This is a genomic window from Vibrio sp. MMH1-50 (genome assembly GCF_022347645.1).
In the GTDB taxonomy this organism is placed as follows: domain Bacteria; phylum Pseudomonadota; class Gammaproteobacteria; order Enterobacterales; family Vibrionaceae; genus Vibrio; species Vibrio harveyi.
Genome location: NZ_JAKRGG010000029.1, coordinates 1 through 24,271 on the forward strand (window position 1 = coordinate 1; position 24,271 = coordinate 24,271).

The window sequence follows — 24,271 nt, forward strand, 5'->3', positions numbered from 1 at the left end:
TTTGGGAGCGTGTCATTGACCCGATTGCTGCGTCAAACAACTTGGAAAGAGCTGGCTATTACACTGCATTGTTTTCCTTGCTCTCGAATCAATGACAACACTCTGAATCCTGCATCTTGAAGTCACTTGGGTATATGTATCACCCCCTTTTTTATTCTTGAGGAATTGAGCGGGCTACTTGAGTTTTTCCAGATCCGCTTCGATCTCGGCGATCTTGCTTGAAACCACCTTTTCTAGATGACGAAGATCAGAAAGTATCTTCTCTTTCACATCCACTTCAGCCACTTTCACAGGCTTGGTTATCTTGTTCAGCTCATCGATCACAAGCGTCAGGTTGCGGTTGATCTCCGTGACCTCTTTGTACTTGTGACTGCCACTGTCGACCAGTACATTTTTAACTTGGCGCGGGTATTTGAACTTAACACTTTTCGCGAAGAACTCGCCTTTCTGTTTGTGAAAGTAGATCTTTAGGACGTCTTTGTGTGCTTCTTGTCGCAGGGAGTAACGTTCAATCTGTTTCGGGTCATGGATGCCCAAACCAGTGAGGTGTGGATACATAGGCTACCTCTATCTAATAACTAGAATTAGTTTCCGTATAACTGTAGCAGCCCATTAATGAGCTAGATAGCTGATATTTAGCCAAATTGCTCAACTTGTGGGCAAGATCGCTATCGTTCTTGCCCACGTTAGTTATTGATGAAAGGAAGGTTTCTCTTAAGCTGAGACTGGCTCAGACAAGTTCTCAATCAACTTCTCACGCAGCTCTGCTTGCTGTTCCTCGCTTAGCCTACCCCCCGCTTCACTGGTTAGAATGAACAAGTCTTCTGCTCGTTCACCAATGGTGGTAATTTTCGCAGCGTGGAGGTTAATTCCCAAGTCAGCAAATGTACGACCAACTTTGGCCAGAAGCCCCGGAGTATCTAGAGCGACAAACTCCATCAAAGTGCGTTTCTTACTCTTGGTTGGCAGGAAGTCGACTTTGGTTTTTACATTAAAATGCTGAAGTTTATTCGGTGTGCGACGTGTTTTGATCTTGGTTGGGCGACCATCTTCCAATACATGAGTAATGTGCTTAGTAACGGCTCCGTGGCGACCTTCTTCAATCGCTTTGCCATGTTGGTCAAGTACCATAAAAGTATCGAGTACATAGCCATCTTTACTGGTCATGATTTGTGCGTCGTGCACGTTGAAGTTACGACGGTCTAACTCAGCAACAACGGTAGCAAACAACGCGGGCTGGTCAGGGCTGTAAACGAATACTTCGGTACCACCTCGTGTCGCTTTTTTACTGATAAGTACCAGTGGCTTTGCTGGGTCTTCCATACGCAGCAAATTCTCGCAATGCCACGCAATTTGCTTATGGGTGTGACGCAAGAAGTAATCAGCTTTAAAGCGCTGCCACAGCACCTCAATTTCTCGTGCCGAGAAGCCCTCTTTACGTAGTAGGGCAGACGCCATTTGTTGATTATGGCGAATACGTTCACGCACATCGACGGGATTTTCTAAGCCGCGACGCAGTGCACGTTGGGTGGAATAGAACAATTCCGCGAGCAAGGTGCGTTTCCAACTATTCCAAAGCTCTGGGTTAGTTGCGCAGATATCGGCTACCGTTAGACAAACAAGATACTCAAGGTACTCTTCATCACGTACTTGCTTGGCGAATTCTGTGATCACATCTGGATCGTAAATATCACGGCGTTGTGCAGTCACCGACATTAATAGGTGATGCCTTACCAGCCAGCTTACTAATTTCGCCTCTGGTTTAGACAAACCGTGTTCAATACAGAAGTCGTACGCTTCACCTTCGCCTATCACCGAATGGTCACCACCTCTGCCTTTGCCAATATCATGGAAAATCGCGGCTAGGATAAGCAGCTCTTTCTTTTGAATGCGAGGGTAAACCTCACAGCAAATCGGATGCTTACTGTGGTTCTCTGCGTAGCTGAAGGTATTAATGTGTTTGAGCAGGCGAATACTGTGCTCATCTACGGTATACACATGGAATAGGTCGAACTGCATCTGACCGACAATTTGGCTCCATTGTGGAAGGTATGCCGCGAGGACACCAAGCTTGTGCATCAGACTGAACGCTTTATGTAGGGCGTTCGGGTGGCGACACAATGCCATAAACTTTTCACGCGCTTCTGGCATGGTGTGTAAGAATTTATTCAATCGACGACGCGCAGTACGCAACTGACGCAATGTTGGTGGGCTAACCCCTTCGATGCTTGAATCATTGGCAATATGCAGAAACATATCCAGAATCGTCTCTGGGCGAGCTTGGAACAAAGCGGGCTTACGTGCCTCAATTAAGGCGCCACGACGTTGGAAGTCTTCATCAATGATTTCTGCATCTTCTGTTGCACCACCATTGATGATGGCTTGATCGAACAGCTTGAGTAGCATCTTATTGAGCTCTGCCACACGTCGAAGGGTACGGTAGAACTCTTTCATCATCATTTCGACGCCGCGATTACCTTCACCCACATAGCCAAGGTGCTCCGCGACCTGCGCTTGGTGGGCAAAGGTCAAACGGTTGTCGTAACGTCGTAGTTCAATATGCAGCGCAAAACGCACGCGCCACAGGAAATCCTGACATTCAACCAACTCACGGTATTCGGCATCTGTTAAGAATCCGTAGCGGCTCATCTCCAACAATGAAGTCGCGCCGAAGTGACGGCGTGCCACCCAACTTAATGTATGAATGTCACGTAGACCACCTGGTGTGGATTTGATGTCTGGTTCAAGATTGTAGGTCGTGTCATGGTACCGAGCATGGCGTTCGCGCTGTTCTTGAATTTTGGCTCGATAAAAGGTCTCGCTTGGCCAGAAAGAATCAGATAGCACCACTTTCTTCAGCGCTTGGAAGGTGTCTTCACTGCCACAGAGCAAACGAGCTTCTTGTAAATTGGTGGCGACAGTTAAATCTGAACGCCCAATTTCAGCACACTCCTCGACAGTACGAACCGCATGACCTACTTCAAGGCGTAAATCCCACAGTAGCGTAATGAACTCACTGATTTTGGCTTCCAGTGCATTAGGCAGTTTGTTGTTCGACAGAATCAAAATGTCGATGTCGGAAAGGGGGTGCAATTCACCACGACCATAACCACCTACCGCGACCAGAGAAATATTATGGATATCTTTAAAACCAAAGTGTTGCCACAAACGATTGAGGAGTAAGTCCATGTACTCGGCTCGTGACAAAACAAGGTTGGTCACAGGGTGGTGCTGTAGAAATTCTTCTTTTTGGTATGAACTGAATTTTTCAAGTTCTTGCTTAAGTTCTCCGATATTGATTTGTTCATCGGTAAACGTAAGAGGAGACTGAAGGGTCATATTTGCTATCCGTGCAAGCTAAACTATTAGCAATCTAACAAATTTGAAGCAGATAAAAAATATCCCCGCATGAGCGGGGATAGGGAAAGTGATGGGCGATTAAACGTTTTTCATCATTCGTGGAATGGTATCGTCGCTACGAAGTGTAAGCACTTCACAACCTTCTTTAGTTACCACGATAGTGTGTTCCCACTGCGCTGAGTTTTTACCGTCGCCGGTGTAAACTGTCCAATCGTCTTGCGCGTCAACAGTACAGCCAAATTTACCCGCGTTGATCATTGGTTCAATCGTAAAGCACATGCCTTCTTTTAGTACACGGCGGTCTTTGTTCTTGTAGTGAACCACTTGTGGCTCTTCGTGGAACTCATCACCGATGCCGTGACCACAGAAGTCCTTAACAATAGAGAACTTGTTACGTGGGTTGTTCTTGTTGTTTTCTTTAATGTACTTCTCGATTGCAGTACCGATGTCACCAACAGTTGCACCAGGCTTAACTTGACGCATACCGATGTAAAGTGACTCTTGTGCAACCATACATAGACGCTTGTTTGCTGGTGAAACATCACCAACTAGGAACATCTTAGACGTATCACCGTGGTAGCCTTGTGGACGAACGCTTAGGTCTGCGTTTTCATCGTTTGGAACAATCACTGTGATATCAACGTTGATGATGTCACCGTCTTTTAGGACCGCAGGTTTCATTTGACCGTTAGCACCCTTTTCATCTTGGGTTGCCGGTATTCCGTGACAAACGATGTGGTTGATCGACGTACAGATTGATTTAGGGAATCCATGGTAATCAAGCGGTGCAGAGTAAGCGCCTCTCTCTAAAGCGTAATCGTGACAGATTTGGTTTAGCTCTTCTGTTGTCACACCTGCTTTGATGTGCGGTTCGATCATTTCTAGAACTTCTGCGGCTAGCTTGCCCGCAATGCGCATGCGTTCGATTTCTTCAGCAGTTTTAATCTTGATTGACATTGGCTTTCTCTACTTATTCGTAAGCACGCAAACGTGCGAATGCGCGCATTCTATCAGATATCGAGTGGCTAACCCAAGCCAGTTAAGAATATGAGTCATTCTTACTTGTAGTTTAGTTATGTAATTAAAGAGAGAGTAGGGGAGACTGTGATAGGTAAATTAGAATGGTAAGAAACAATTTTTACTAGCCATGTTGGGCTAAAATATGGTATAAAGCGCGCCGGAATCGAGGACTGTTCTCTTTACTTTTCGTTAGAGAAGTGGCGAAGCAGGCTTCTTCCGATTAACTTTTTATCTTTAAATCACACACATTCCGTCACATGTTCCGGGGTGCTGAGCAGAAGCTTGGTCGGAATTATGGGGGATGTGGAGGCCTAACCCCATAGAGGATTTTAAAATGGCAACTGTATCAATGCGCGATATGCTGAAAGCTGGTGTTCACTTCGGTCACCAAACTCGTTACTGGAACCCAAAAATGAAGCCATTCATCTTTGGTGCTCGTAACCGCGTTCACATCATCAACCTAGAAAAAACTGTACCAATGTTCAATGAAGCTCTAGCTGAGCTTGCTAAAATTGGCGAGAAAAAAGGTAAAGTTCTTTTCGTAGGTACTAAGCGCGCTGCATCTGAAGCTGTTAAAGAAGCTGCAATCGCAAGCAACCAATACTACGTAAACAACCGTTGGTTGGGCGGCATGCTAACGAACTACAAAACAGTTCGTCAGTCTATCAAGCGTCTAAAAGATTTCGAAGCACAGTCTCAAGACGGTACTTTCGACAAGCTAACTAAGAAAGAAGCTCTAATGCGCACTCGTGAAATGGAGAAGCTAGAGAAATCTCTTGGTGGTATCAAAGATATGGGCGGTCTACCAGACGCTCTATTCGTAATCGACGCTGATCACGAGCACATTGCAATTAAAGAAGCTAACAACCTAGGTATTCCAGTATACGCTGTGGTAGATACTAACTCTAACCCAGACGGCGTTGACTACATCATCCCAGGTAACGACGACGCGATCCGCGCAGTTCAACTATACCTAAACGCTGCTGCATCTGCAGTAACTGAAGGTCGCAACAAAGACGTTGCAGCAGTTGCTGAAAAAGACGGTTTCGTAGAAGCTGAATAATAGCGGCTCTGTGTCACACTTAGTCTATGTGAAACCTTGTTGTAGCATAGACTGAGTTATAGTTAGCAATGGGGGCCGACAATGTAGGCCCCTGTTTTTTACCTTATTTCGAATCAAACGAGGAATAGAGAATGGCAACTGTAACTGCTGCTCTAGTTAAAGAACTTCGCGAGCGCACTGGCGCTGGCATGATGGAATGTAAGAAAGCGCTTGTAGAAGCAAACGCTGACATCGAACTAGCAATTGAAAACATGCGTAAATCAGGCGCAGCGAAAGCAGCTAAAAAAGCTGGTAACGTTGCAGCTGAAGGCGCAATCATCATCAAAGAAGAAAACGGCGTTGCTGTTCTTCTTGAAGTTAACTGCCAAACTGACTTCGTTGCTAAAGACGGTAACTTCACTGCATTCGCAGACAAAGTAGCACTTGACGCTCTAGCGACTAAAGCTACTGCTGAAGAGCTAGTTGCTAAGTTCGAAGAAGAGCGCGTAGCTCTAGTTGCTAAAATCGGCGAAAACATCAACATCCGTCGCGTTGCATACGTAGAAGGTACTGCTATCGCTTCTTACCGTCACGGTGAGAAAATCGGTGTTGTTGTTGCTGGTGAAGGCGACGCAGAAACTCTTAAGCACGTTGCAATGCACGTTGCTGCTTCTAAGCCAGAGTTCGTTAACCCAGAAGACGTTCCAGCTGACGTAGTTGCTAAAGAGAAAGAAGTTCAAGTTGAAATCGCTATGAACGAAGGCAAGCCACAAGAGATCGCTGAGAAGATGGTTATCGGCCGCATGAAGAAATTCACTGGCGAAATCTCTCTAACTGGTCAAGCTTTCATCATGGAACCTAAGAAATCTGTTGGCGAAATGCTAAAAGAGAAAGGTGCATCAGTATCGACTTTCGTTCGTCTAGAAGTAGGTGAAGGTATCGAGAAAGCGGCTGAAATGAGCTTCGCTGAAGAAGTAGCACTAGCTCAAAAAGGTTAATCCTTAGAGATTTGTGCAAAGATTAGACCGTGGCCTTGGCTGCGGTCTTTTTACGAAAAGAGCGGCAAAAAATTAGCCGTGATGAATAGTCATCAGCAAACTTGTGTCTATTCATGACTGTTAATCGACAACTCTCTTTTGGAAGGTAAACTCCATGACTACGAACCCTAAACCAGCATATCAACGTATTCTATTAAAACTGAGTGGTGAAGCTCTTCAAGGCGAAGAAGGTTTCGGTATTGACCCAGCGGTTCTTGACCGTATGGCTCAAGAGGTTAAAGAGCTGGTTGAACTGGGTGTTCAAGTTGGTGTGGTAATCGGTGGTGGTAACCTGTTCCGTGGCGCTGGTCTTGCGGAAGCTGGTATGAACCGCGTAGTAGGCGACCACATGGGTATGCTTGCAACGGTAATGAACGGTTTGGCAATGCGTGACGCACTTCACCGTGCATACGTAAACGCTCGTGTAATGTCTGCAATTCCTCTAAAAGGTGTGTGTGACGACTACAATTGGGCAGACGCTATCCGCGAACTTCGTCAAGGCCGAGTGGTAATCTTCTCTGCAGGTACTGGTAACCCATTCTTCACAACAGATTCAGCGGCGTGTCTACGTGGTATCGAAATTGAAGCTGACGTAGTTCTAAAAGCAACGAAAGTTGATGGCGTATTTACTGCAGACCCAGTAGCAAACCCAGACGCAGAGCTGTATGATAAGCTATCTTACGCAGAAGTTCTGGATAAAGAGCTGAAAGTAATGGACTTGGCAGCGTTCACTCTAGCTCGTGACCACAAAATGCCAATCCGTGTATTTAACATGAACAAGCCAGGCGCACTACGTCGCGTGGTTATGGGTGAAGCTGAAGGCACGCTGATCAACGCTGACGCATAATCCTAAACGCCATCCACGCTAGGTTGGATGGTGTTTCGCTTTGCTCAACCCTTTTAGGCTTTCTTCAGGAAAGATGACATTTTTAAGGTGAAACCGTGATTAACGAAATCAATAAAGACGCGCAAGAGCGCATGGACAAAAGCGTTGAAGCGCTAAAGAACAACCTTTCTAAAGTTCGTACTGGCCGCGCGCACCCAAGCCTACTATCTGGTATCTCTGTAGAGTACTACGGTGCTGCTACTCCTCTTAACCAAGTAGCAAACGTTGTTGCTGAAGACGCTCGTACTCTAGCAATCACAGTTTTCGACAAAGAGCTTACTCAAAAAGTTGAGAAAGCAATCATGATGTCAGATCTTGGTCTAAACCCAATGTCTGCTGGCACAATCATCCGTGTTCCACTTCCACCGCTAACAGAAGAGCGTCGTAAAGACCTAGTTAAGATCGTTCGTGGTGAAGCTGAAGGCGCACGTGTTGCAGTTCGTAACATCCGTCGTGACGCAAACAGCGACCTAAAAGGTCTTCTAAAAGATAAAGAAATCTCTGAAGACGAAGATCGCAAAGCACAAGACGAGATCCAAAAACTGACAGACGTTGCAGTTAAGAAGATCGACGAAGTTCTTGCTGCAAAAGAAAAAGAGTTGATGGAAGTTTAATACTCCCACCCACATCACTGTTGGAAAACGCTGTGCTCACAGTGCAGCGTTTTTTTGTGTTAGTCTATCCAACTGATGGAACTCAATTAACTCCCTATGCAAAATTCTCAAGCCTTCTCTGATTCCCTCCCTAAGCATATTGCCATCATCATGGACGGTAATGGTCGTTGGGCTAAGTCCAAAGGAAAACCTCGCGTATTCGGTCATAAAAAAGGCGTTAGTGCCGTTCGTAAGACCGTTGCAGCCGCTTCTAAACTCGGCATTAAAGCCATGACCTTATTCGCTTTTAGCAGCGAAAATTGGCGTCGACCTGAAGAAGAGGTGGGGCTACTGATGGAGCTGTTCATTTCTGTTTTATCGAGCGAAGTAAAAAAGCTGCATAAAAACAATTTACGCTTGCGCGTTATTGGCGATACCAGCCGTTTTAACGAGCGCTTACAAGGTAAAATTGTCGAAGCAGAAGCACTGACGGCGAACAACACGGGGATGGTGATCAACATTGCTGCTAACTATGGCGGTAAATGGGACATCACAGAGGCGGCAAAAACGTTGGCGCTCAAAGCTCGCAACGGTGAGATCCGTGTAGAGGATATCAACGAGCAGTTAATTTCCCAGCATTTGACGATGTCAGACTTACCTGAAGTGGATCTATTGATTCGTACGAGTGGTGAGTGCCGCATCAGTAACTTTATGCTGTGGCAAATGGCGTATGCAGAAATGTACTTTACTCCCGAGTACTGGCCAGAGTTTGACGAAGACAGCTTAGTAGAGGCTGTGACTTGGTTTATTAACCGAGAGCGTCGTTTTGGTTGTACTGGTGAACAAGTAAAGGCATTAATGGCTGCTCAATAAGGACTAGTTAGTTTGAAACAGAGAATAATAACAGCACTAATTTTAGCTCCCCTGGTTATTTTAGGTATTTTTAAATTACCCCTAATTGGCTTCATTATCGCTTTGACTGCGGTAACGCTATTAGGCTTTTGGGAGTGGACCCAGTTTACAGAAAGCAATTCACGTATTGCTGCGCTTGTTCCGGCAGCCGTTGTAACCGGACTAAGTTTTCTATTCATTTCGCCAGACGCAACCAGCTTAAATCAACTAGCAATGCCACACTACGCAGTATTATCGCTTGGCTTTGTATGGTGGATTATCGCAAGTGGGATGGCAATCACTTACCCTAAAACCACCAATTTATGGCAAGGTAGCAAAGCCCTTCGTCATGTATTCGGTTTTCTAACATTGATCCCTTTTCTTTGGAGTGTGATCATTCTTAGAGCTTCTGATATTTCAGTAGATCCATACCACGGCGCAAAACTTGTGCTGTACGTTTGCTTCTTGGTATGGGCTGCAGACAGCGGCGCTTACTTTGCTGGTAAAAGCATGGGTAAACGCAAAATGGCGCCTCATGTGAGCCCAAATAAGACAATTGAAGGTTTGGTTGGCGGCATCATCGCAGCACTAGTTGTCGGATGGTTATTCGCAGGTTGGTTCGATATCCAATTCACCAGCCCACTTCATATGGTGATGATTACTCTGATTACTGTTGTGATATCTGTTCTTGGTGACTTAGTCGAAAGCATGTTCAAACGTGTTTCAGGTATCAAGGACAGCAGCAACATCATTCCGGGACACGGTGGCATTCTTGACCGTATCGACAGCCTAACTGCTGCATTCCCAGTATTTGCTCTTCTTTACTACGTATTCTAATTTATCGGGAGCGGCATCGTCGCTCCTGAATTTTTCTAACGGTCTTACATCATGCAAAAGTTAACGATTCTTGGTGCAACAGGCTCAATTGGTGCAAGCACACTAAAAGTGGTTGAACAAAACCCTGAGCTGTTTTCTATCGTCGCATTAGCGGCAAGCACGAACGTTGAAAAGATGGTCGCACTTTGTCGTAAATGGCAACCTAAGTACGCGGTAATGGCGGATAAAGCGGCGGCTGTGGCTCTACAAAGTGAGCTAGCTTTAGTTTCTCCAAGCACAGAAGTGTTAGGTGGTATTGATGCGCTTTGCCATGTGTCTGCGTTAGAGGAAGTGGATAGCGTAATGGCAGCAATCGTCGGTGCCGCAGGCCTGTTACCAACGATGGCAGCGGTAAAAGCGGGCAAGCGAGTGCTGTTAGCGAACAAAGAAGCGCTAGTGATGTCAGGTCAACTGTTTATTGATGCGGTTGCAGAACATGGTGCAGAGCTGCTTCCCGTCGACAGTGAACACAACGCTATTTTCCAATGTCTTCCGCAACAAGTTCAAACCAACTTGGGTCGTTGCAATCTTGAAGAGCATGGTATTTCTTCGATTCTTCTTACCGGATCAGGCGGTCCATTCCGCTATACCGATATTGCAGAGTTAGAAAACGTAACCCCAGCGCAAGCTATTGCTCATCCGAACTGGTCAATGGGACCAAAAATCTCGGTTGATTCTGCAACCATGATGAACAAAGGTCTCGAATACATTGAAGCGAAGTGGTTATTTAATGCCGCTCGTGAGCAGTTGAAAGTGATCATTCACCCTCAGTCGGTTATTCATTCTATGGTGCAATATCGTGATGGCTCTGTGTTAGCGCAAATGGGGGAGCCTGACATGGCAACACCAATCGCATTGACAATGTCTTACCCATCGCGTGTGGATGCTGGTGTGAAACCACTCGATTTTACTCAAGTTGGAGAATTAACTTTCCTTCAGCCTGATTTTGCTCGTTACCCTTGTTTAAAGCTAGCGATTGATGCTTGTTACGAAGGGCAACATGCAACAACGGCATTGAATGCAGCGAACGAAGTTGCTGTTGATGCCTTCTTAAATAACCGCCTTGGTTTCACAGATATCGCTCGCATCAATGAATCAGTTTTGAACAAAATCACTGCAAGCCATACAACTGAGAATGTGAATAGCTTGGAAAGCTTGATAGAGCTAGATAGAATGTCACGAACTATCGCCTTAGACTTTTTACGCGAGCGTAGCTAATGACTGGTATCTTGTGGAATTTGGTTTCTTTTATCGTTGCATTGGGCATTTTAGTTGCCGTGCACGAGTATGGTCACTTTTGGGTCGCGCGTCGTTGTGGTGTAAAAGTTGAAAAGTTTTCCATCGGTTTTGGCAAGTCTATCTGGAGCAAGGTAGGCAAAGATGGAACAGAATACAGCATCTCTATGATCCCTCTGGGTGGCTACGTCAAAATGGTGGATAGCCGTGTTGATGAAGTCCCAGAGCATGAAAAGCACTTAGCTTTCGACCAAAAGCCTTTGTGGAAACGCACGTCCATCGTGGCGGCAGGTCCTATTTTTAACTTCCTTTTTGCCATTGTGGCTTACTGGCTGGTTTTCCTGATCGGTATTCCAGCGGTTAAACCCGTAATTGGTGAAGTTACGCCCAATTCAATCATTGCAGAAGCAGGAATTGAATCAGGGATGGAACTAAAATCTATCTCAGGCATCAAAACTCCGGACTGGGAATCAGTCAACATGGGATTAGTTTCTCATATTGGTGATGATTCGATGACAGTGACACTCTCTTCTGCAAACGAAGTGGGTTCAGAAGTCACGAAGACACTTGATATCCATGATTGGAAGTTTGATCCAGAAACACAATCAGCGATGCAATCGTTGGGCTTCAAGCCATATACTCCAGAGATTTTTACGGAGTTAGCGCAAGTAAGCGAAGGTGGTGCTGCAGAGAAAGCAGGTCTACTAGCTGGCGATAAGATCATTGCGATTAATGGAAATAAGATTTCTAAATGGGATGAAGTGGTAGAAGCCATTCGTTCTAACCCAGATACGCCAATGGAACTGACGGTGTTGCGTCAAGGTGAGGAGCAATCATTCACACTGACACCGGGTAGTCGTGAGCTAGCTAACAAACAAGTCGTTGGCTTTGCGGGTATCGCACCTGAAGTCGCAGAATGGCCAGAAAGTTATCGCTTCGAATTACAGTTTGGTGTATTCGAGTCTATTGGCAAAGCGATTGACAAAACTGGTCAAGTTATTGGACTTACAATCAGTATGCTTAAGAAACTGATTGTAGGTGATGTTGGTCTGAACAATTTGAGTGGACCAATCTCGATTGCCAAAGGAGCAGGGGCGACAGCAGACTACGGTCTGGTTTACTTTTTAGGTTTTCTGGCACTAATTAGTGTTAACCTAGGTATTATTAACCTCGTTCCTTTACCAATGTTGGATGGTGGTCATCTGCTATTTTTCGCAATTGAAGCGGTCATCCGACGCCCAGTTCCTGAGAAAGTACAGGAAATGGGGTATCGAATTGGTGGTGCGATTATCTTCTCGCTCATGGCGTTAGCGCTATTTAATGATTTTACTCGTCTGTGATAGTTCAGAGACAAAAGTAGTAGCAAGGAATAATTAGAACAAGTATGGCGATTAAGCGAATTCTGTTTGCAAGTTTACTGGCGACCAGTGTATCTGCAAATGGAGCAGAGAACTTTGTAGTTAAAGATATTGAAATCGATGGATTGCAGCGCGTCGCACTAGGTGCCGCGTTGCTGAAAATGCCTGTACGTGTCGGTGACACCGTTGACCAAGGCGATGTTGCAGAGATCATTCGTGCATTGTACGCATCGGGTAACTTCGAAGATGTAAAAGTACTGCGTGATGGTGATGTTCTGGTTGTTCAAGTGAAAGAACGTCCAACTATTGCGAGCATCTCATTCTCGGGTAACAAAGCAATCAAGGACGAGCAGCTACAAGAAAACCTGAATGCTTCTGGTGTTCGTGAAGGTGAAGCGCTTGACCGTACAACGCTAAGCAACATCGAAAAAGGTTTGGAAGACTTTTACTACAGTGTTGGTAAATACAACGCAACGGTAAAAGCGGTTGTTACTCCATTGCCTCGTAACCGTTCTGACTTGAAATTCGTCTTCACCGAAGGTGTTTCGGCGAAAATTCAACAAATCAACTTTATCGGCAATGAGGTCTTTTCTGACGAAGAACTTCTTTCTCGTTTCAACCTAAATGTTGATGTGCCATGGTGGAACTTCCTAGCGGACGAAAAATACCAAAAGCAAGTGCTTGCTGGTGATATCGAAGCTCTGAAGTCTTACTACCTAGACCGTGGTTACCTGAAATTTAACGTTGATTCGACACAAGTGGCGATTTCTCCCGACAAAAAAGGCGTATACATTACACTTGGTCTTGAAGAAGGCGACGTTTACACCGTTAAGGACGTAAAATTCCGTGGCAACCTGATTGGTGAAGAGGCGGAATTCGAAAAGCTTGTGCCATTTGAAGATAACGAGACATACAATGGTTCTCGTGTGACTTCGATGGAAGAAGGCATTAAGCGCGTACTTGGTGAATCTGGTTACGCTTACCCACAAGTCAATACCATCCCTGAGTTTGATGACGAGAACAAGCAAGTTTCTTTGATTGTGAACGTTGACCCAGGCAACCGTATTTATGTACGAGATATTCGCTTTACGGGTAACAACTCGACGAAAGATGAAGTATTGCGTCGTGAAATGCGTCAGATGGAAGGCAGCTGGCTAAACTCGAAATCTATCGAAACGGGTAAAACGCGTCTAAACCGTCTTGGATATTTCGAAAATGTAGAGGTTCAAACGGTCCGTGTACCTGGCAGCGATGACCAAGTTGATCTTGTTTATACCGTAAAAGAGGCTAACTCAGGCAGCGTAAACTTCGGTGTCGGTTACGGTACTGAATCAGGTGTGAGCTTCCAAGTTGGTCTACAACAAGACAACTTTATTGGTAGTGGTAACCGCGTTGGTATTAACGCGATGATGAACGACTACCAGAAAAACGTGAGCTTAGACTACCGTGACCCATACTGGAACCTAGATGGTGTAAGTTTGGGTGGTAAGATCTTCTACGATGAGTTCGAAGCATCTGAAGCGGGTATCGTTGACTATACCAACCAAAGCTATGGTGCAAGTTTGACATGGGGCTTCCCATTTGACGAACTGAACCGCTTTGAGTTCGGTGTTGGTTACACCCACAACAAGATCGGTAACTTGTCACCTTACCTACAGGTAGAACAGTTCCTACAAGCGCAAGCTGACAACATTGATTCTAGCGGCGCATTGAATACTAATGACTTTGACTTCAACATCTCGTGGACACGTAACAACCTGAACCGCGGTTACTTCCCGACAGCAGGTAACCACCAACGTGCATTCTACAAGATGACCGTACCTGGCTCTGACGTTCAATACTTCAAGATGCAGTATGATGTTCGTCAATACGTGCCATTAACCAAGAAGCATGAGTTCACGCTCTTGTTCCGTGGTCGTCTAGGTTATGGTAACGGTTATGGTCAAACGGATGGCAACGATAACTTGTTCCCATTCTACGAAAACTACTACGCAGGTGGTTTTACAACACTACGTGGTTTCGGCTCTAACTCAGTAGGTCCGAAAGCGGTTTACCGTGATTACTCAGGCTCAAACAACGGTGCTGACACCGCAACAGATGATTCTGTTGGTGGTAACGCGGTAGCGCTTGCAAGTATCGAGTTGATCGTACCAACCCCATTTGCTTCGGATGAAGTTCGTAACCAAATTCGTACCAGTATCTTCTTTGATATGGCAAGTGTTTGGGATACGGAATTCGATTACCGCAGTTCTGGTGCTGAATACGGCGACCGTTACTACTACGATTACTCAGATCCAACCAACTACCGTTCATCTTATGGTGCGGCGTTGCAATGGATGTCTCCAATGGGACCACTAGTATTCTCACTAGCGAAACCAATTAAGAAATTTGATGGCGACGATGAAGAGTTCTTCACGTTCACTATCGGTAGAACCTTCTAAAGAGGAAAATATTTTGAATAAAATGATCAAAGCGGCAGGCATTGGCCTTCTTGTACTTAGCTCTTCAATGTTTGCAAACGCGGCAGAAGCTGCTCAGAAAATTGGCTACATCAACACTGCTCAAGTTTTCCAAGCACTTCCTCAACGTGAAGTGGTTCTACAAAAAATGCAGAAAGACTTTAAGAGCAAAGCTGATGAGCTGAAATCAATCCAAGCGCAAGCTAAGACAAAGATTGAAAAACTGCAGCGTGACGGCGAGCTTCTAGGTCAAGAAGAGATCGAAAAACTGCGTATTGATATCGCTAAACTAGACAGCGAATACAAAGTGAAAGCACAAGCGCTTGAGAAAGCAAGTGCACGTCGCGAAGCTGAAGAGAAAGCAAAACTATTCAAAACTATCCAAGACGCAGTGAAGAAAGTAGCAGAGAAAAAAGGTTACGACCTAGTTATCGATATCTCTTCGCTTCAGTACGGTAAGCCAGAATACAACATCTCTGAAGACGTAATTAAAGCTCTAAAATAAGAAGTTATGAAGAAATTGACATTAGCCGAGTTGGCAACAATTACCGGGGGTGAGCTATTTGGTGACGAGTCTCTCGTTGTAAACCGCGTAGCTCCAATGGATAAAGCACAAGAAGGCGATGTGACCTTCTTGTCTAACCCAAAATACGCGAAACACCTATCTGAGTGCCAAGCAACTGTGGTAATGGTGAAACCAGAACACAAAGACCAGTGCGCGGGTAACGCTCTGGTTGTTGCTGACCCTTACATTGCTTTCGCTCGTGTTGTTCAAGCGATGGACACCACGCCAAAGCCCGCTGATGAGATTGCACCAAGTGCAGTGATCGCAGCGGATGTAAAGATGGGTACTAACGTGACAATCGGTGCTAACGCAGTGATTGAAACGGGTGTAGAACTAGGCGACAACGTAAGTGTTGGCGCTGGTTGCTTTATCGGTAAAAACGCAAAGCTAGGTAACAATACTAAGCTTTGGGCTAATGTGACGATCTATCATGAAGTATCGTTGGGTGATGATTGTCTAGTTCAATCTGGTACAGTCATTGGCTCTGATGGTTTCGGTTATGCAAATGACAAAGGCGAATGGATCAAGATTCCTCAACTGGGTTCTGTGCGTATCGGTAACCGTGTCGAGATCGGTGCATGTACCACTATTGACCGTGGTGCGCTAGAAGACACCATCATCGAAGACAACGTAGTTCTTGATAACCAACTTCAAATCGCTCATAACGTGCAGATCGGATATGGTACTGTGATGCCAGGTGGTACTATTGTGGCGGGCAGTACGAAAATTGGTAAGTACTGTCAGATCGGCGGCGCGTCGGTTCTTAATGGTCACATCACGATTGCAGATGGCGTAGCTATCACCGGTATGGGCATGGTGATGCGGAGTATCGAAGAGAAAGGTCTGTACTCATCAGGCATTCCGCTGCAAACCAACCGAGAGTGGCGTAAAACGGCGACTCGAGTTCACCGTATTGACGAGATGAACAAACGCCTAAAAGCTGTTGAAAAGCAGCTGGAACAGAAAGAAGAATCTTAGTTCCACATTCTGAACAAAGACTCGCGAAATGCGGGTCTTTTTCTTCTATAATGACGCGCTATAAGTAGATTTATCACCAAGCTGGTATACACTTTGCAGGCAATTCCTGAATAAGTGGCATTTGCCGCTGCCTTGCCATCTTGGTTGTTGAGAATTGATATAGGAAGACGACTTTGACTACTGAAAAGAAAACGATGAACATCTCTGAAATTCAAGAGCTACTACCTCATCGCTACCCATTCTTATTGATCGACCGTGTGATTGACTTCCAAGAAGAGAAGTACCTTCACGCAATTAAAAACGTGTCGGTTAACGAACCTCAGTTTACAGGTCACTTTCCACAGCTACCAGTATTCCCAGGCGTATTGATCTTGGAAGCGATGGCTCAGGCGACAGGCCTACTTGCATTTAAATCATTTGGTGCACCAACGGAAAACGAACTGTACTACTTCGCAAGTGTAGACGGTGCTAAGTTCCGTAAGCCAGTAGTACCAGGCGATCAAATGATTATTGAAGTAGAATTTCTGAAAGAGCGCCGTGGCATTGCTGCATTTAGCGGTGTAGCAAAAGTTGACGGCGAAGTGGTATGTTCAGCTGAGCTGAAGTGTGCTCGTCGAGAGTTTTAATATGATTCATGAAACCGCTAAAATCCACCCAGCAGCGGTGGTAGAAGAAGGCGCGAAAATTGGCGCTAACGTGACCGTTGGTCCTTTCACTTACATCACCTCTACGGTGGAGATTGGTGAAGGTACTGAAGTGATGTCTCACGTAGTGATCAAAGGCCACACCAAAATTGGTAAAGATAACCGCATTTTCCCACATGCTGTAATTGGTGAAGAGAACCAAGACAAGAAGTACGGTGGCGAAGATACAACAGTGGTTATTGGTGACCGCAACGTGATTCGTGAAGCGGTTCAAATTCACCGTGGTACGGTTCAAGATAAAGCAACAACAGTGATTGGTGATGATAACCTGCTGTGTGTTAACGCTCACATCGCACACGATGTTATCGTAGGTAACCACACTCACATTGGCAACAACGCGATCCTTGGTGGTCACGTAACGGTTGATGATCATGCTGGTGTTATGGCACTTTCTGCGATTCATCCGTTCTGTACTGTTGGTGCTTATGCTTACGTTGGCGGCTGTTCTGCCGTTGTTCAAGACGTACCAGCTTACGTACTCGCGCAAGGTAACCATGCGACGCCATTTGGTTTGAACTTGGTTGGCTTGAAGCGTAATGGTTTTGAAAAACCAGAGATTCGTGCACTACAGAAAGCGTATAAAGAAATCTACCGTTCAGGTAAGACTCTGGAAGAAGTAAAACCAATCCTAGCTGAAATGGCACAAGAGTGGCCAGCAGTGAAACGTTTCTCAGACATTCTGGAAACGACGGAACGTGGCATCATTCGTTAATCAACGAGTGAGCGGTTAAATAGAAAAGATCGCGCCCAAGCAGGGCTGCGGTCTTTTTGTGTTTTATGGATAACGGTTTGTGTGAGAGAAAGTGCAAACCGTTATCCATAGCGCACAGGAAAAATAGCGAAGTAGATATGGAAAGACCATTACGTATCGGCATCATTGCCGGAGAACTGTCTGGCGACACGCTAGGTGAAGGCTTTATCAAAGCGGTGAAACAACAATACCCTGACGCGGAGTTCGTTGGTATTGGCGGTCCAAAGATGATCGCTCAAGGTTGTGAGTCTCTCTTCGATATGGAAGAGCTTGCTGTAATGGGCTTAGTAGAAGTTCTAGGGCGCTTACCAAGATTGCTAAAAGTCAAAGCTGAGCTTGTTAAGTACTTTACTGATAACCCGCCAGATGTCTTTATTGGTATCGATGCACCAGATTTTAACTTGCGTGTTGAACTGGATTTGAAAAATGCAGGGATAAAAACCGTGCATTACGTGAGCCCTTCAGTTTGGGCTTGGCGTCAGAAGCGTATTTTCAAAATTGAAGCAGCAACCAATCTAGTGCTGGCATTCCTTCCGTTTGAAAAAGCGTTCTACGACAAATTCAATGTACCTTGTGAATTCATTGGTCATACTCTCGCAGATGCGATTCCACTGCAATCAGACAAAACGCCTGCTCGCGAGCTATTGGGTCTAGAACAAGATAAGCAATGGCTAGCGGTGCTTCCGGGGAGTCGTGGTAGTGAGCTGAAAATGCTCTCTCAACCCTTCATTGAAACGTGTAAAAAACTCCATCAGAAATTCCCAGATCTTGGTTTTGTCGTTGCGTTAGTAAATCAAAAACGTCGTGAGCAATTCGAACAAGCGTGGAAAGAATACGCTCCAGAATTGGATTTTAAGTTGGTGGATGATACAGCGCGTAACGTAATTACGGCTTCAGACGCGGTGATGTTGGCTTCCGGTACCGTTGCCTTAGAATGCATGTTACTTAAGCGTCCGATGGTGGTGGGTTACCGTGTGAACGCTATGACGGCATTTCTTGCTAAACGCTTGCTGAAGACTAAATACGTATCGCTACCGAATATTTTGGCTGATACCGAATTGGTCAAAGAATATCTGCAAGAGGATTGCACACCGGATAATTTATTCAACGAAGTGTCTCGCTTGCTAGAAAGTGACAACCAAGAAATGTTGGATAAGTTCACCGAAATGCACCACTGGATCCGTAAAGATGCGGACCAACAAGCCGCAAATGCGGTTCTAAAACTGATTGAAAAATAGAGATTTATCATGGCTGTTAAACCAAAAGCGACCAAAACCAAAGTTGAACTACCACCGTTTGAATACCCACAAGGCTATCAATTGGTTGCCGGTGTTGATGAGGTAGGACGCGGTCCTTTGGTTGGCGATGTCGTGACTGCGGCAGTGATCTTAGATCCGAATAACCCAATTGAGGGTTTGAACGATTCTAAAAAACTGAGCGAGAAAAAACGCATGGCGCTGCTGCCAGAAATCAAAGAGAAAGCGTTGGCTTGGTCAGTAGGGCGCTGCTCTCCAGAAGAGATTGACGAGCTAAACATCCTGCAAGCGACGATGGTTGCTATGCAACGTGCGATCGCTGGTTTGGAAGTGCAGCCAGACTTAGCTCTTATCGACGGCAACCGTTGCCCGCAACTTCCGATGGACTCGCAAGCCGTCGTGAAGGGCGATTTGCGTGTTGCTGAAATCAGTGCTGCTTCTATCATTGCGAAAGTCGTTCGTGACCAAGAAATGGAAGAGTTAGACAAGCAATACCCACAATTTGGTTTTGCTAAGCACAAAGGTTACCCAACCAAAGCGCACTTTGAAGCAATTGAACAACACGGTGTGATCAGTGAGCATCGTAAGAGCTTCAAACCAGTAAAGAAAGCGCTCGGCATCGAAGAATAAGCCAAAGTGGTATAACGGGCATATCGGTGTTATAAACCATGCCCGCTTTAGGTTAGAATCCCAAACAAGATTTAGTTTTACGGTACCTGTTAATGTCAGATCCTAAGTTCATTCACCTTCGAATCCACAGTGATTTCTCGATGGTGGATGGTATCAACAAAGTTCCACCGCTCGTTAAGAAAGTCGCCGAGCTCGGCATGCCAGCAATGGCGTTGACCGATTTCACTAACCTATGTGGTTTGGTGAAATACTACGGCACTGCGCACGGCAGTGGTGTGAAACCAATCATCGGCGCAGATTTCAAAATGCAATCGGATGAGTTTGGTGAGGAACTGACGCAACTGACCCTATTGGCTGCAGATAACGAAGGTTACAAAAACCTGACCTTATTGATCTCTAAAGCCTACCTTCGTGGTCACGTACAACACCAACCTGTGATTGATAAAGCTTGGTTAGCCGAGCTGTCAGAAGGTGTGATCGTATTATCTGGCGCGAAAAATGGTGAAATTGGTAAAGCGTTACTTAAGGGTAACCGCAAAGTGGTGGAAAGCTGTGTAGCGTTCTACCAAGAATATTTCCCAGACCGTTTCTATTTAGAGCTGGTTCGTACTGGCCGTTCCGACGAAGAGACTTACCTGCACTTTGCCATCGAATTGGCAGAAAAAACACAATTGCCAGTAGTCGCTACCAACGAAGTAGTCTTTCTCAGCGAAGATTTATTTGACGCTCATGAAATTCGCGTTGCGATCCATGACGGTTACACACTAGAAGATCCGCGCCGTCCAAAGAATTACAGCCCAGAACAATACCTGCGTACTGAAGAGGAAATGTGCGAGCTGTTTGCCGACATTCCGGAAGCACTAGAAAACAGTGTCGAAATTGCCAAGCGCTGTAACGTCACAGTACGTCTTGGCGAATACTTCCTCCCAGCTTTCCCAACCGAGGGTATGGAAGAGACTGATTTCTTGGTCATGAAGTCTCGTGAAGGTCTGGAAGAGCGTCTAGAGTTCCTATTCCCAGATGAGGAAGAGCGCAAGCAACGTCGTCCTGAATACGATGATCGTCTACAAATCGAACTCGACGTAATCAACCAAATGGGATTCCCAGGTTACTTCTTGATCGTAATGGAGTTCATTCAGTGGTCGAAAGACAACGCGATTCCGGTAGGTCCGGGTCGTGGTTCGGGTGCTGGTTCTTTGGTGGCATACGCATTAAAAATCACCGATCTTGATCCGTTAGAATATGACCTTCTATTCGAACGTTTCTTGAACCCAGAACGTGTATCCATGCCCGATTTTGACGTCGACTTCTGTATGGATAAACGTGACCAAGTAATTGATCACGTAGCAGAAATGTACGGTCGTGATGCGGTATCACAGATCATCACCTTCGGTACCATGGCGGCAAAAGCGGTAATTCGCGACGTAGGTCGTGTACTGGGGCATCCGTTTGGTTTTGTAGACCGCATCTCCAAACTGGTACCGCCTGATCCGGGTATGACTCTGGAGAAAGCGTTTAAAGCTGAGCCAGCACTGCCTGAGTTGTATGATGCTGACGAAGAAGTTAAAGAACTGATCGATATGTGTCGCATCCTAGAAGGTTGTACACGTAACGCCGGTAAGCACGCGGGTGGTGTTGTAATCTCACCAACCACAATTACAGACTTCGCCCCGATTTATGCTGACTCGGAAGGTCACTTCCCAGTTACTCAGTTCGATAAGAACGACGTTGAAACCGCTGGTCTGGTTAAGTTTGACTTCTTGGGTCTGCGTACCTTAACCATCATCGACTGGGCGTTGGGTCTGATTAACCCGCGTCTAGAACGTGAAGGCAAAGATCCTGTTCGCATCGAATCGATTCCACTGGATGATGCGGCGTCATTCCGTTTGCTGCAAAACTCAGAAACCACTGCGGTATTCCAGCTTGAATCGCGCGGTATGAAAGAGCTGATTAAACGTCTGCAACCGGACTGTTTTGAAGACATCATCGCATTGGTGGCACTGTTCCGCCCAGGGCCGCTTCAGTCGGGCATGGTAGATAACTTTATCGACCGTAAGCACGGTCGTGAGGCGATCTCTTATCCTGATGAAAAGTGGCAACACGAATCGCTTAAAGAGATTCTGGATCCGACTTACGGCATCATCCTGTATCAAGAACAGGTAATGCAGATCGCACAGGTACTGTCTGGCTACACCCTTGGTGGTGCGGACATGCTTCGTCGTGCGATGGGTAAGAAAAAACCGGAAGAGATGGCGAAACAGCGTGCTACCTTCGAAGAGGGGGCAATTGCCAACGGCGTCGATGGCGAGTTGGCGATGAAGATCTTCGACTTGGTAGAGAAGTTCGCGGGTTACGGCTTTAACAAATCTCACTCGGCAGCCTACGCACTGGTTTCGTACCAAACGCTATGGCTGAAGATGCACTATCCAGCGGAATTCATGGCAGCGGTAATGACTGCCGATATGGATAACACTGAGAAAGTGGTTGGCTTAGTTGACGAATGTTTCCGCATGAAGCTCACCGTGCTTCCGCCTGACATCAATGCCGGCTTGTACCGCTTTAACGTAGACGAGAATGGCGCGATTGTTTATGGCATCGGCGCGATTAAAGGTGTGGGTGAAGGTCCAATCGATGCGATCTTGGAAGCGCGCAACAAAGGCGGTCACTTCATCGACCTATTTGATTTTTGTGCGCGAATCGACCTGAAAAAGGTCAACAAACGTGTCATCGAAAAGCTGATTTACGCAGGCGCACTCGATAGACTGGGTCCACACCGTGCGGCACTAATGGCATCGCTTAATGACGCGGTGAAAGCGGCAAGCCAACACCACCAAGCGGAAGCATTTGGTCAAACGGATATGTTCGGTGTATTGACCGATGCTCCGGAAGAGGTGGAACACAAATATACTCAGGTGCCAGCATGGCCAGAGAAAGTATGGTTAGAGGGTGAACGTGAGACGCTCGGTTTATATTTGACCGGGCACCCAGTTAACGCATACATAAAGGAACTAAATAAGTACGTTAGTTGTCGACTAAAAGACGCAACCCCAACTCGTCGTGATCAATCCGTGACAGTCGCGGGTTTGGTGATTGCAGCTCGTGTTATGACAACCAAGCGCGGTACACGAATCGGTATCATGACTCTGGACGACCGAAGTGGTCGAATGGAGGTGATGTTGTTCTCGGATGCGCTTGATAGGTATGCAGAACTTCTCGAAAAAGATAAAATTTTGGTTGTTTCTGGACAGGTCAGCTTTGATGACTTCAACGGTGGCCTTAAAATGTCGGCGCGTGAAGTTATGGATCTGGGTACTGCGCGTGAGAAATATGCACGTGGTTTGTCAGTATCAATTGATGCTAAACAGATTAACGATAAATTCTTTGAGCAATTTACTCGTATTTTAGAACCGCACAAAGCCGGAACCGTACCTGTCAATGTATACTACCAGCGTGCCGACGCCAGAGCGCGGTTAACATTGGGCACCGAATGGCGAGTAACGCCAAGTGATACATTACTAGACGATTTAAAACAGTTACTTGGTAAGAGCCAAGTAGAACTCGAATTTAACTAAAAAATTCAGCGCAATACGTAAGACGCTGAGTCAAAAAGGATTCATAGATGAGCCTAAACTTTCTTGAATTTGAAAAGCCAATTGCAGAACTAGAAGCGAAAATTGAAGCGCTACGTGACGTATCTCGTCACGGTGGTGATTCTGCAATTGACCTTGATAAAGAAATCGAACAGCTTGAGAAGAAGAGCCTAGAGCTTAAGAAGAAAACCTTCAGCGACCTAGGTGCATGGGAAACAGCTCAACTGGCTCGTCACCCTTTACGTCCATACACGCTAGACTATATTCAGCACGTATTCGAAGAGTTTGATGAGCTTGCGGGTGACCGCGCGTTCGCAGACGACAAAGCGATCGTTGGTGGTATTGCACGTCTTGAAGGTCGTCCTGTGATGATCATTGGTCACCAAAAAGGTCGTGAAACTAAAGAAAAAGTAAAACGTAACTTTGGTATGCCAAAGCCTGAAGGTTACCGTAAAGCACTGCGTTTGATGGAAATGGCTGAGCGTTTCAACATGCCAATCATCACTTTCATCGACACAGCAGGTGCATACCCAGGTGTTGGTGCTGAAGAGCGTGGTCAATCAGAAGCTATCGCGAAGAACCTTAAAGTGATGTCTGGTCTTAAAGTACCAGTAATCTGTAACGTTGTTGGTGAAGGCGGTTCTGGTGGTGCACTCGCTATTGGTGTTGGTGACTACGTAAACATGCTTCAGTACTCAACGTATTCAGTAATCTCTCCGGAAGGTTGTGCTTCAATTCTATGGCGTGATTCAGACAAAGCGCCTCAAGCAGCAGAAGCAATGGGTCTAACAGCTCCGCGCCTAAAAGAGCTTGAGCTTATTGACGAAATCATTGAAGAGCCGCTAGGTGGCGCGCACCGTGACCACGTTCAAATGGCTGCAAACATGAAAGCTAACTTGCTTCGTCAGCTAGAAGACCTTGAGCAACTAGACCACGAAACGCTACTAGAGCGTCGTTACCAACGTCTAATGAACTACGGTTACTGCTAAGCGCTAGCTGATATCTCGCAAGATAACAGATAAAATAGAAAGGGTTGGGC

20 protein-coding genes are annotated in these 24,271 nt (G+C 45.9%); 17 read left to right on the forward strand and 3 right to left on the reverse strand.

The features are described 5' to 3' along the window. Positions 1–174 precede the first annotated feature (174 nt). The 3 genes from MHO32_RS18430 to map all read right to left on the reverse strand — a co-directional run bounded on the left by MHO32_RS18430 (position 175) and on the right by map (position 4,317). Positions 175–558, reverse strand: a complete 384-nt coding sequence (locus MHO32_RS18430; protein ID WP_005436760.1) for a DUF3461 family protein — start codon at positions 556–558, stop codon at positions 175–177. A gap of 156 nt (positions 559–714) precedes the next feature. Beyond that, positions 715–3,339 carry a bifunctional uridylyltransferase/uridylyl-removing protein GlnD gene (glnD, locus tag MHO32_RS18435; RefSeq protein ID WP_009701987.1) on the reverse strand — a complete coding sequence of 875 codons (2,625 nt, stop codon included), beginning with the start codon at positions 3,337–3,339 and terminating at the stop codon, positions 715–717. A 99-nt stretch (positions 3,340–3,438) separates the two neighbouring features. Then, on the reverse strand, positions 3,439–4,317 hold the full coding sequence (gene map, locus MHO32_RS18440; RefSeq protein ID WP_005446183.1) for a type I methionyl aminopeptidase: 879 nt from the start codon (positions 4,315–4,317) through the stop codon (positions 3,439–3,441). A 397-nt stretch (positions 4,318–4,714) separates the two neighbouring features. Between map and rpsB the strand changes: the two genes are divergently transcribed. The 17 genes from rpsB (at position 4,715) to accA (ending at position 24,221) form a co-directional block, all read left to right on the forward strand. Further along, a complete protein-coding gene (gene rpsB, locus MHO32_RS18445) occupies positions 4,715–5,443 on the forward strand; it encodes a 30S ribosomal protein S2 (RefSeq protein WP_005446181.1) in 729 nt (242 codons plus the stop codon). Positions 5,444–5,574: 131 nt separating this feature from the next. After that, on the forward strand, positions 5,575–6,420 hold the full coding sequence (tsf, locus tag MHO32_RS18450; RefSeq protein WP_005446179.1) for a translation elongation factor Ts: 846 nt from the start codon (positions 5,575–5,577) through the stop codon (positions 6,418–6,420). Positions 6,421–6,574: 154 nt separating this feature from the next. Then, positions 6,575–7,306: a UMP kinase gene (gene pyrH / locus MHO32_RS18455; RefSeq protein ID WP_005446177.1), complete on the forward strand. Its 732-nt coding sequence runs from the start codon at positions 6,575–6,577 to the stop codon at positions 7,304–7,306. A 95-nt stretch (positions 7,307–7,401) separates the two neighbouring features. After that, positions 7,402–7,959, forward strand: a complete 558-nt coding sequence (gene frr / locus MHO32_RS18460) for a ribosome recycling factor (protein WP_005446175.1) — start codon at positions 7,402–7,404, stop codon at positions 7,957–7,959. Positions 7,960–8,055: 96 nt separating this feature from the next. Continuing rightward, positions 8,056–8,811, forward strand: a complete 756-nt coding sequence (locus tag MHO32_RS18465) for an isoprenyl transferase (protein WP_239213349.1) — start codon at positions 8,056–8,058, stop codon at positions 8,809–8,811. A gap of 12 nt (positions 8,812–8,823) precedes the next feature. Continuing rightward, complete coding sequence (locus MHO32_RS18470; RefSeq protein WP_005446172.1) at positions 8,824–9,666, forward strand: phosphatidate cytidylyltransferase; 843 nt, start codon at positions 8,824–8,826, stop codon at positions 9,664–9,666. A gap of 51 nt (positions 9,667–9,717) precedes the next feature. Continuing rightward, positions 9,718–10,923: a 1-deoxy-D-xylulose-5-phosphate reductoisomerase gene (gene ispC, locus MHO32_RS18475; RefSeq protein WP_239213351.1), complete on the forward strand. Its 1,206-nt coding sequence runs from the start codon at positions 9,718–9,720 to the stop codon at positions 10,921–10,923. After that, complete coding sequence (gene rseP / locus MHO32_RS18480; RefSeq protein WP_239213353.1) at positions 10,923–12,281, forward strand: sigma E protease regulator RseP; 1,359 nt, start codon at positions 10,923–10,925, stop codon at positions 12,279–12,281. Before ispC ends, rseP begins: the two co-directional genes overlap by 1 nt. Before the next feature lie 44 nt (positions 12,282–12,325). Next, positions 12,326–14,740, forward strand: coding sequence for an outer membrane protein assembly factor BamA (gene bamA / locus MHO32_RS18485; RefSeq protein WP_005446169.1), 2,415 nt, complete (start codon positions 12,326–12,328; stop codon positions 14,738–14,740). A gap of 13 nt (positions 14,741–14,753) precedes the next feature. Further along, positions 14,754–15,263, forward strand: a complete 510-nt coding sequence (locus tag MHO32_RS18490) for an OmpH family outer membrane protein (protein ID WP_005446168.1) — start codon at positions 14,754–14,756, stop codon at positions 15,261–15,263. A 6-nt stretch (positions 15,264–15,269) separates the two neighbouring features. Beyond that, positions 15,270–16,301: a UDP-3-O-(3-hydroxymyristoyl)glucosamine N-acyltransferase gene (gene lpxD, locus MHO32_RS18495; RefSeq protein WP_005446166.1), complete on the forward strand. Its 1,032-nt coding sequence runs from the start codon at positions 15,270–15,272 to the stop codon at positions 16,299–16,301. 173 nt (positions 16,302–16,474) lie between these two features. Beyond that, positions 16,475–16,927, forward strand: a complete 453-nt coding sequence (gene fabZ / locus MHO32_RS18500; protein ID WP_005430234.1) for a 3-hydroxyacyl-ACP dehydratase FabZ — start codon at positions 16,475–16,477, stop codon at positions 16,925–16,927. Between the two features lies 1 nt (position 16,928). Continuing rightward, a complete protein-coding gene (lpxA, locus tag MHO32_RS18505) occupies positions 16,929–17,717 on the forward strand; it encodes an acyl-ACP--UDP-N-acetylglucosamine O-acyltransferase (protein ID WP_005446164.1) in 789 nt (262 codons plus the stop codon). 137 nt (positions 17,718–17,854) lie between these two features. Then, positions 17,855–18,994, forward strand: a complete 1,140-nt coding sequence (gene lpxB, locus MHO32_RS18510; protein ID WP_045488932.1) for a lipid-A-disaccharide synthase — start codon at positions 17,855–17,857, stop codon at positions 18,992–18,994. A gap of 9 nt (positions 18,995–19,003) precedes the next feature. After that, complete coding sequence (rnhB, locus tag MHO32_RS18515; RefSeq protein ID WP_005446160.1) at positions 19,004–19,642, forward strand: ribonuclease HII; 639 nt, start codon at positions 19,004–19,006, stop codon at positions 19,640–19,642. Positions 19,643–19,734: 92 nt separating this feature from the next. After that, positions 19,735–23,214 (forward strand): DNA polymerase III subunit alpha, encoded by a 3,480-nt coding sequence (dnaE, locus tag MHO32_RS18520; protein WP_239213355.1) that lies wholly within the window; start codon positions 19,735–19,737, stop codon positions 23,212–23,214. A gap of 47 nt (positions 23,215–23,261) precedes the next feature. Beyond that, positions 23,262–24,221 carry an acetyl-CoA carboxylase carboxyl transferase subunit alpha gene (gene accA, locus MHO32_RS18525; RefSeq protein ID WP_005446156.1) on the forward strand — a complete coding sequence of 320 codons (960 nt, stop codon included), beginning with the start codon at positions 23,262–23,264 and terminating at the stop codon, positions 24,219–24,221. The last annotated feature ends 50 nt before the right edge of the window (positions 24,222–24,271 follow it).

What these genes read in the sequence shown, in the direction of transcription:
- MHO32_RS18430 (WP_005436760.1), bottom strand. Translation starts at nt 558, where the DNA reads ATGTATCCACACCTCACTGGTTTGGGCATCCATGACCCGAAACAGATT.
- glnD (WP_009701987.1), bottom strand. Translation starts at nt 3,339, where the DNA reads ATGACCCTTCAGTCTCCTCTTACGTTTACCGATGAACAAATCAATATC.
- map (WP_005446183.1), bottom strand. Translation starts at nt 4,317, where the DNA reads ATGTCAATCAAGATTAAAACTGCTGAAGAAATCGAACGCATGCGCATT.
- rpsB (WP_005446181.1), top strand. Translation starts at nt 4,715, where the DNA reads ATGGCAACTGTATCAATGCGCGATATGCTGAAAGCTGGTGTTCACTTC.
- tsf (WP_005446179.1), top strand. Translation starts at nt 5,575, where the DNA reads ATGGCAACTGTAACTGCTGCTCTAGTTAAAGAACTTCGCGAGCGCACT.
- pyrH (WP_005446177.1), top strand. Translation starts at nt 6,575, where the DNA reads ATGACTACGAACCCTAAACCAGCATATCAACGTATTCTATTAAAACTG.
- MHO32_RS18465 (WP_239213349.1), top strand. Translation starts at nt 8,056, where the DNA reads ATGCAAAATTCTCAAGCCTTCTCTGATTCCCTCCCTAAGCATATTGCC.
- ispC (WP_239213351.1), top strand. Translation starts at nt 9,718, where the DNA reads ATGCAAAAGTTAACGATTCTTGGTGCAACAGGCTCAATTGGTGCAAGC.
- rseP (WP_239213353.1), top strand. Translation starts at nt 10,923, where the DNA reads ATGACTGGTATCTTGTGGAATTTGGTTTCTTTTATCGTTGCATTGGGC.
- bamA (WP_005446169.1), top strand. Translation starts at nt 12,326, where the DNA reads ATGGCGATTAAGCGAATTCTGTTTGCAAGTTTACTGGCGACCAGTGTA.
- lpxD (WP_005446166.1), top strand. Translation starts at nt 15,270, where the DNA reads ATGAAGAAATTGACATTAGCCGAGTTGGCAACAATTACCGGGGGTGAG.
- lpxA (WP_005446164.1), top strand. Translation starts at nt 16,929, where the DNA reads ATGATTCATGAAACCGCTAAAATCCACCCAGCAGCGGTGGTAGAAGAA.
- lpxB (WP_045488932.1), top strand. Translation starts at nt 17,855, where the DNA reads ATGGAAAGACCATTACGTATCGGCATCATTGCCGGAGAACTGTCTGGC.
- rnhB (WP_005446160.1), top strand. Translation starts at nt 19,004, where the DNA reads ATGGCTGTTAAACCAAAAGCGACCAAAACCAAAGTTGAACTACCACCG.
- dnaE (WP_239213355.1), top strand. Translation starts at nt 19,735, where the DNA reads ATGTCAGATCCTAAGTTCATTCACCTTCGAATCCACAGTGATTTCTCG.
- accA (WP_005446156.1), top strand. Translation starts at nt 23,262, where the DNA reads ATGAGCCTAAACTTTCTTGAATTTGAAAAGCCAATTGCAGAACTAGAA.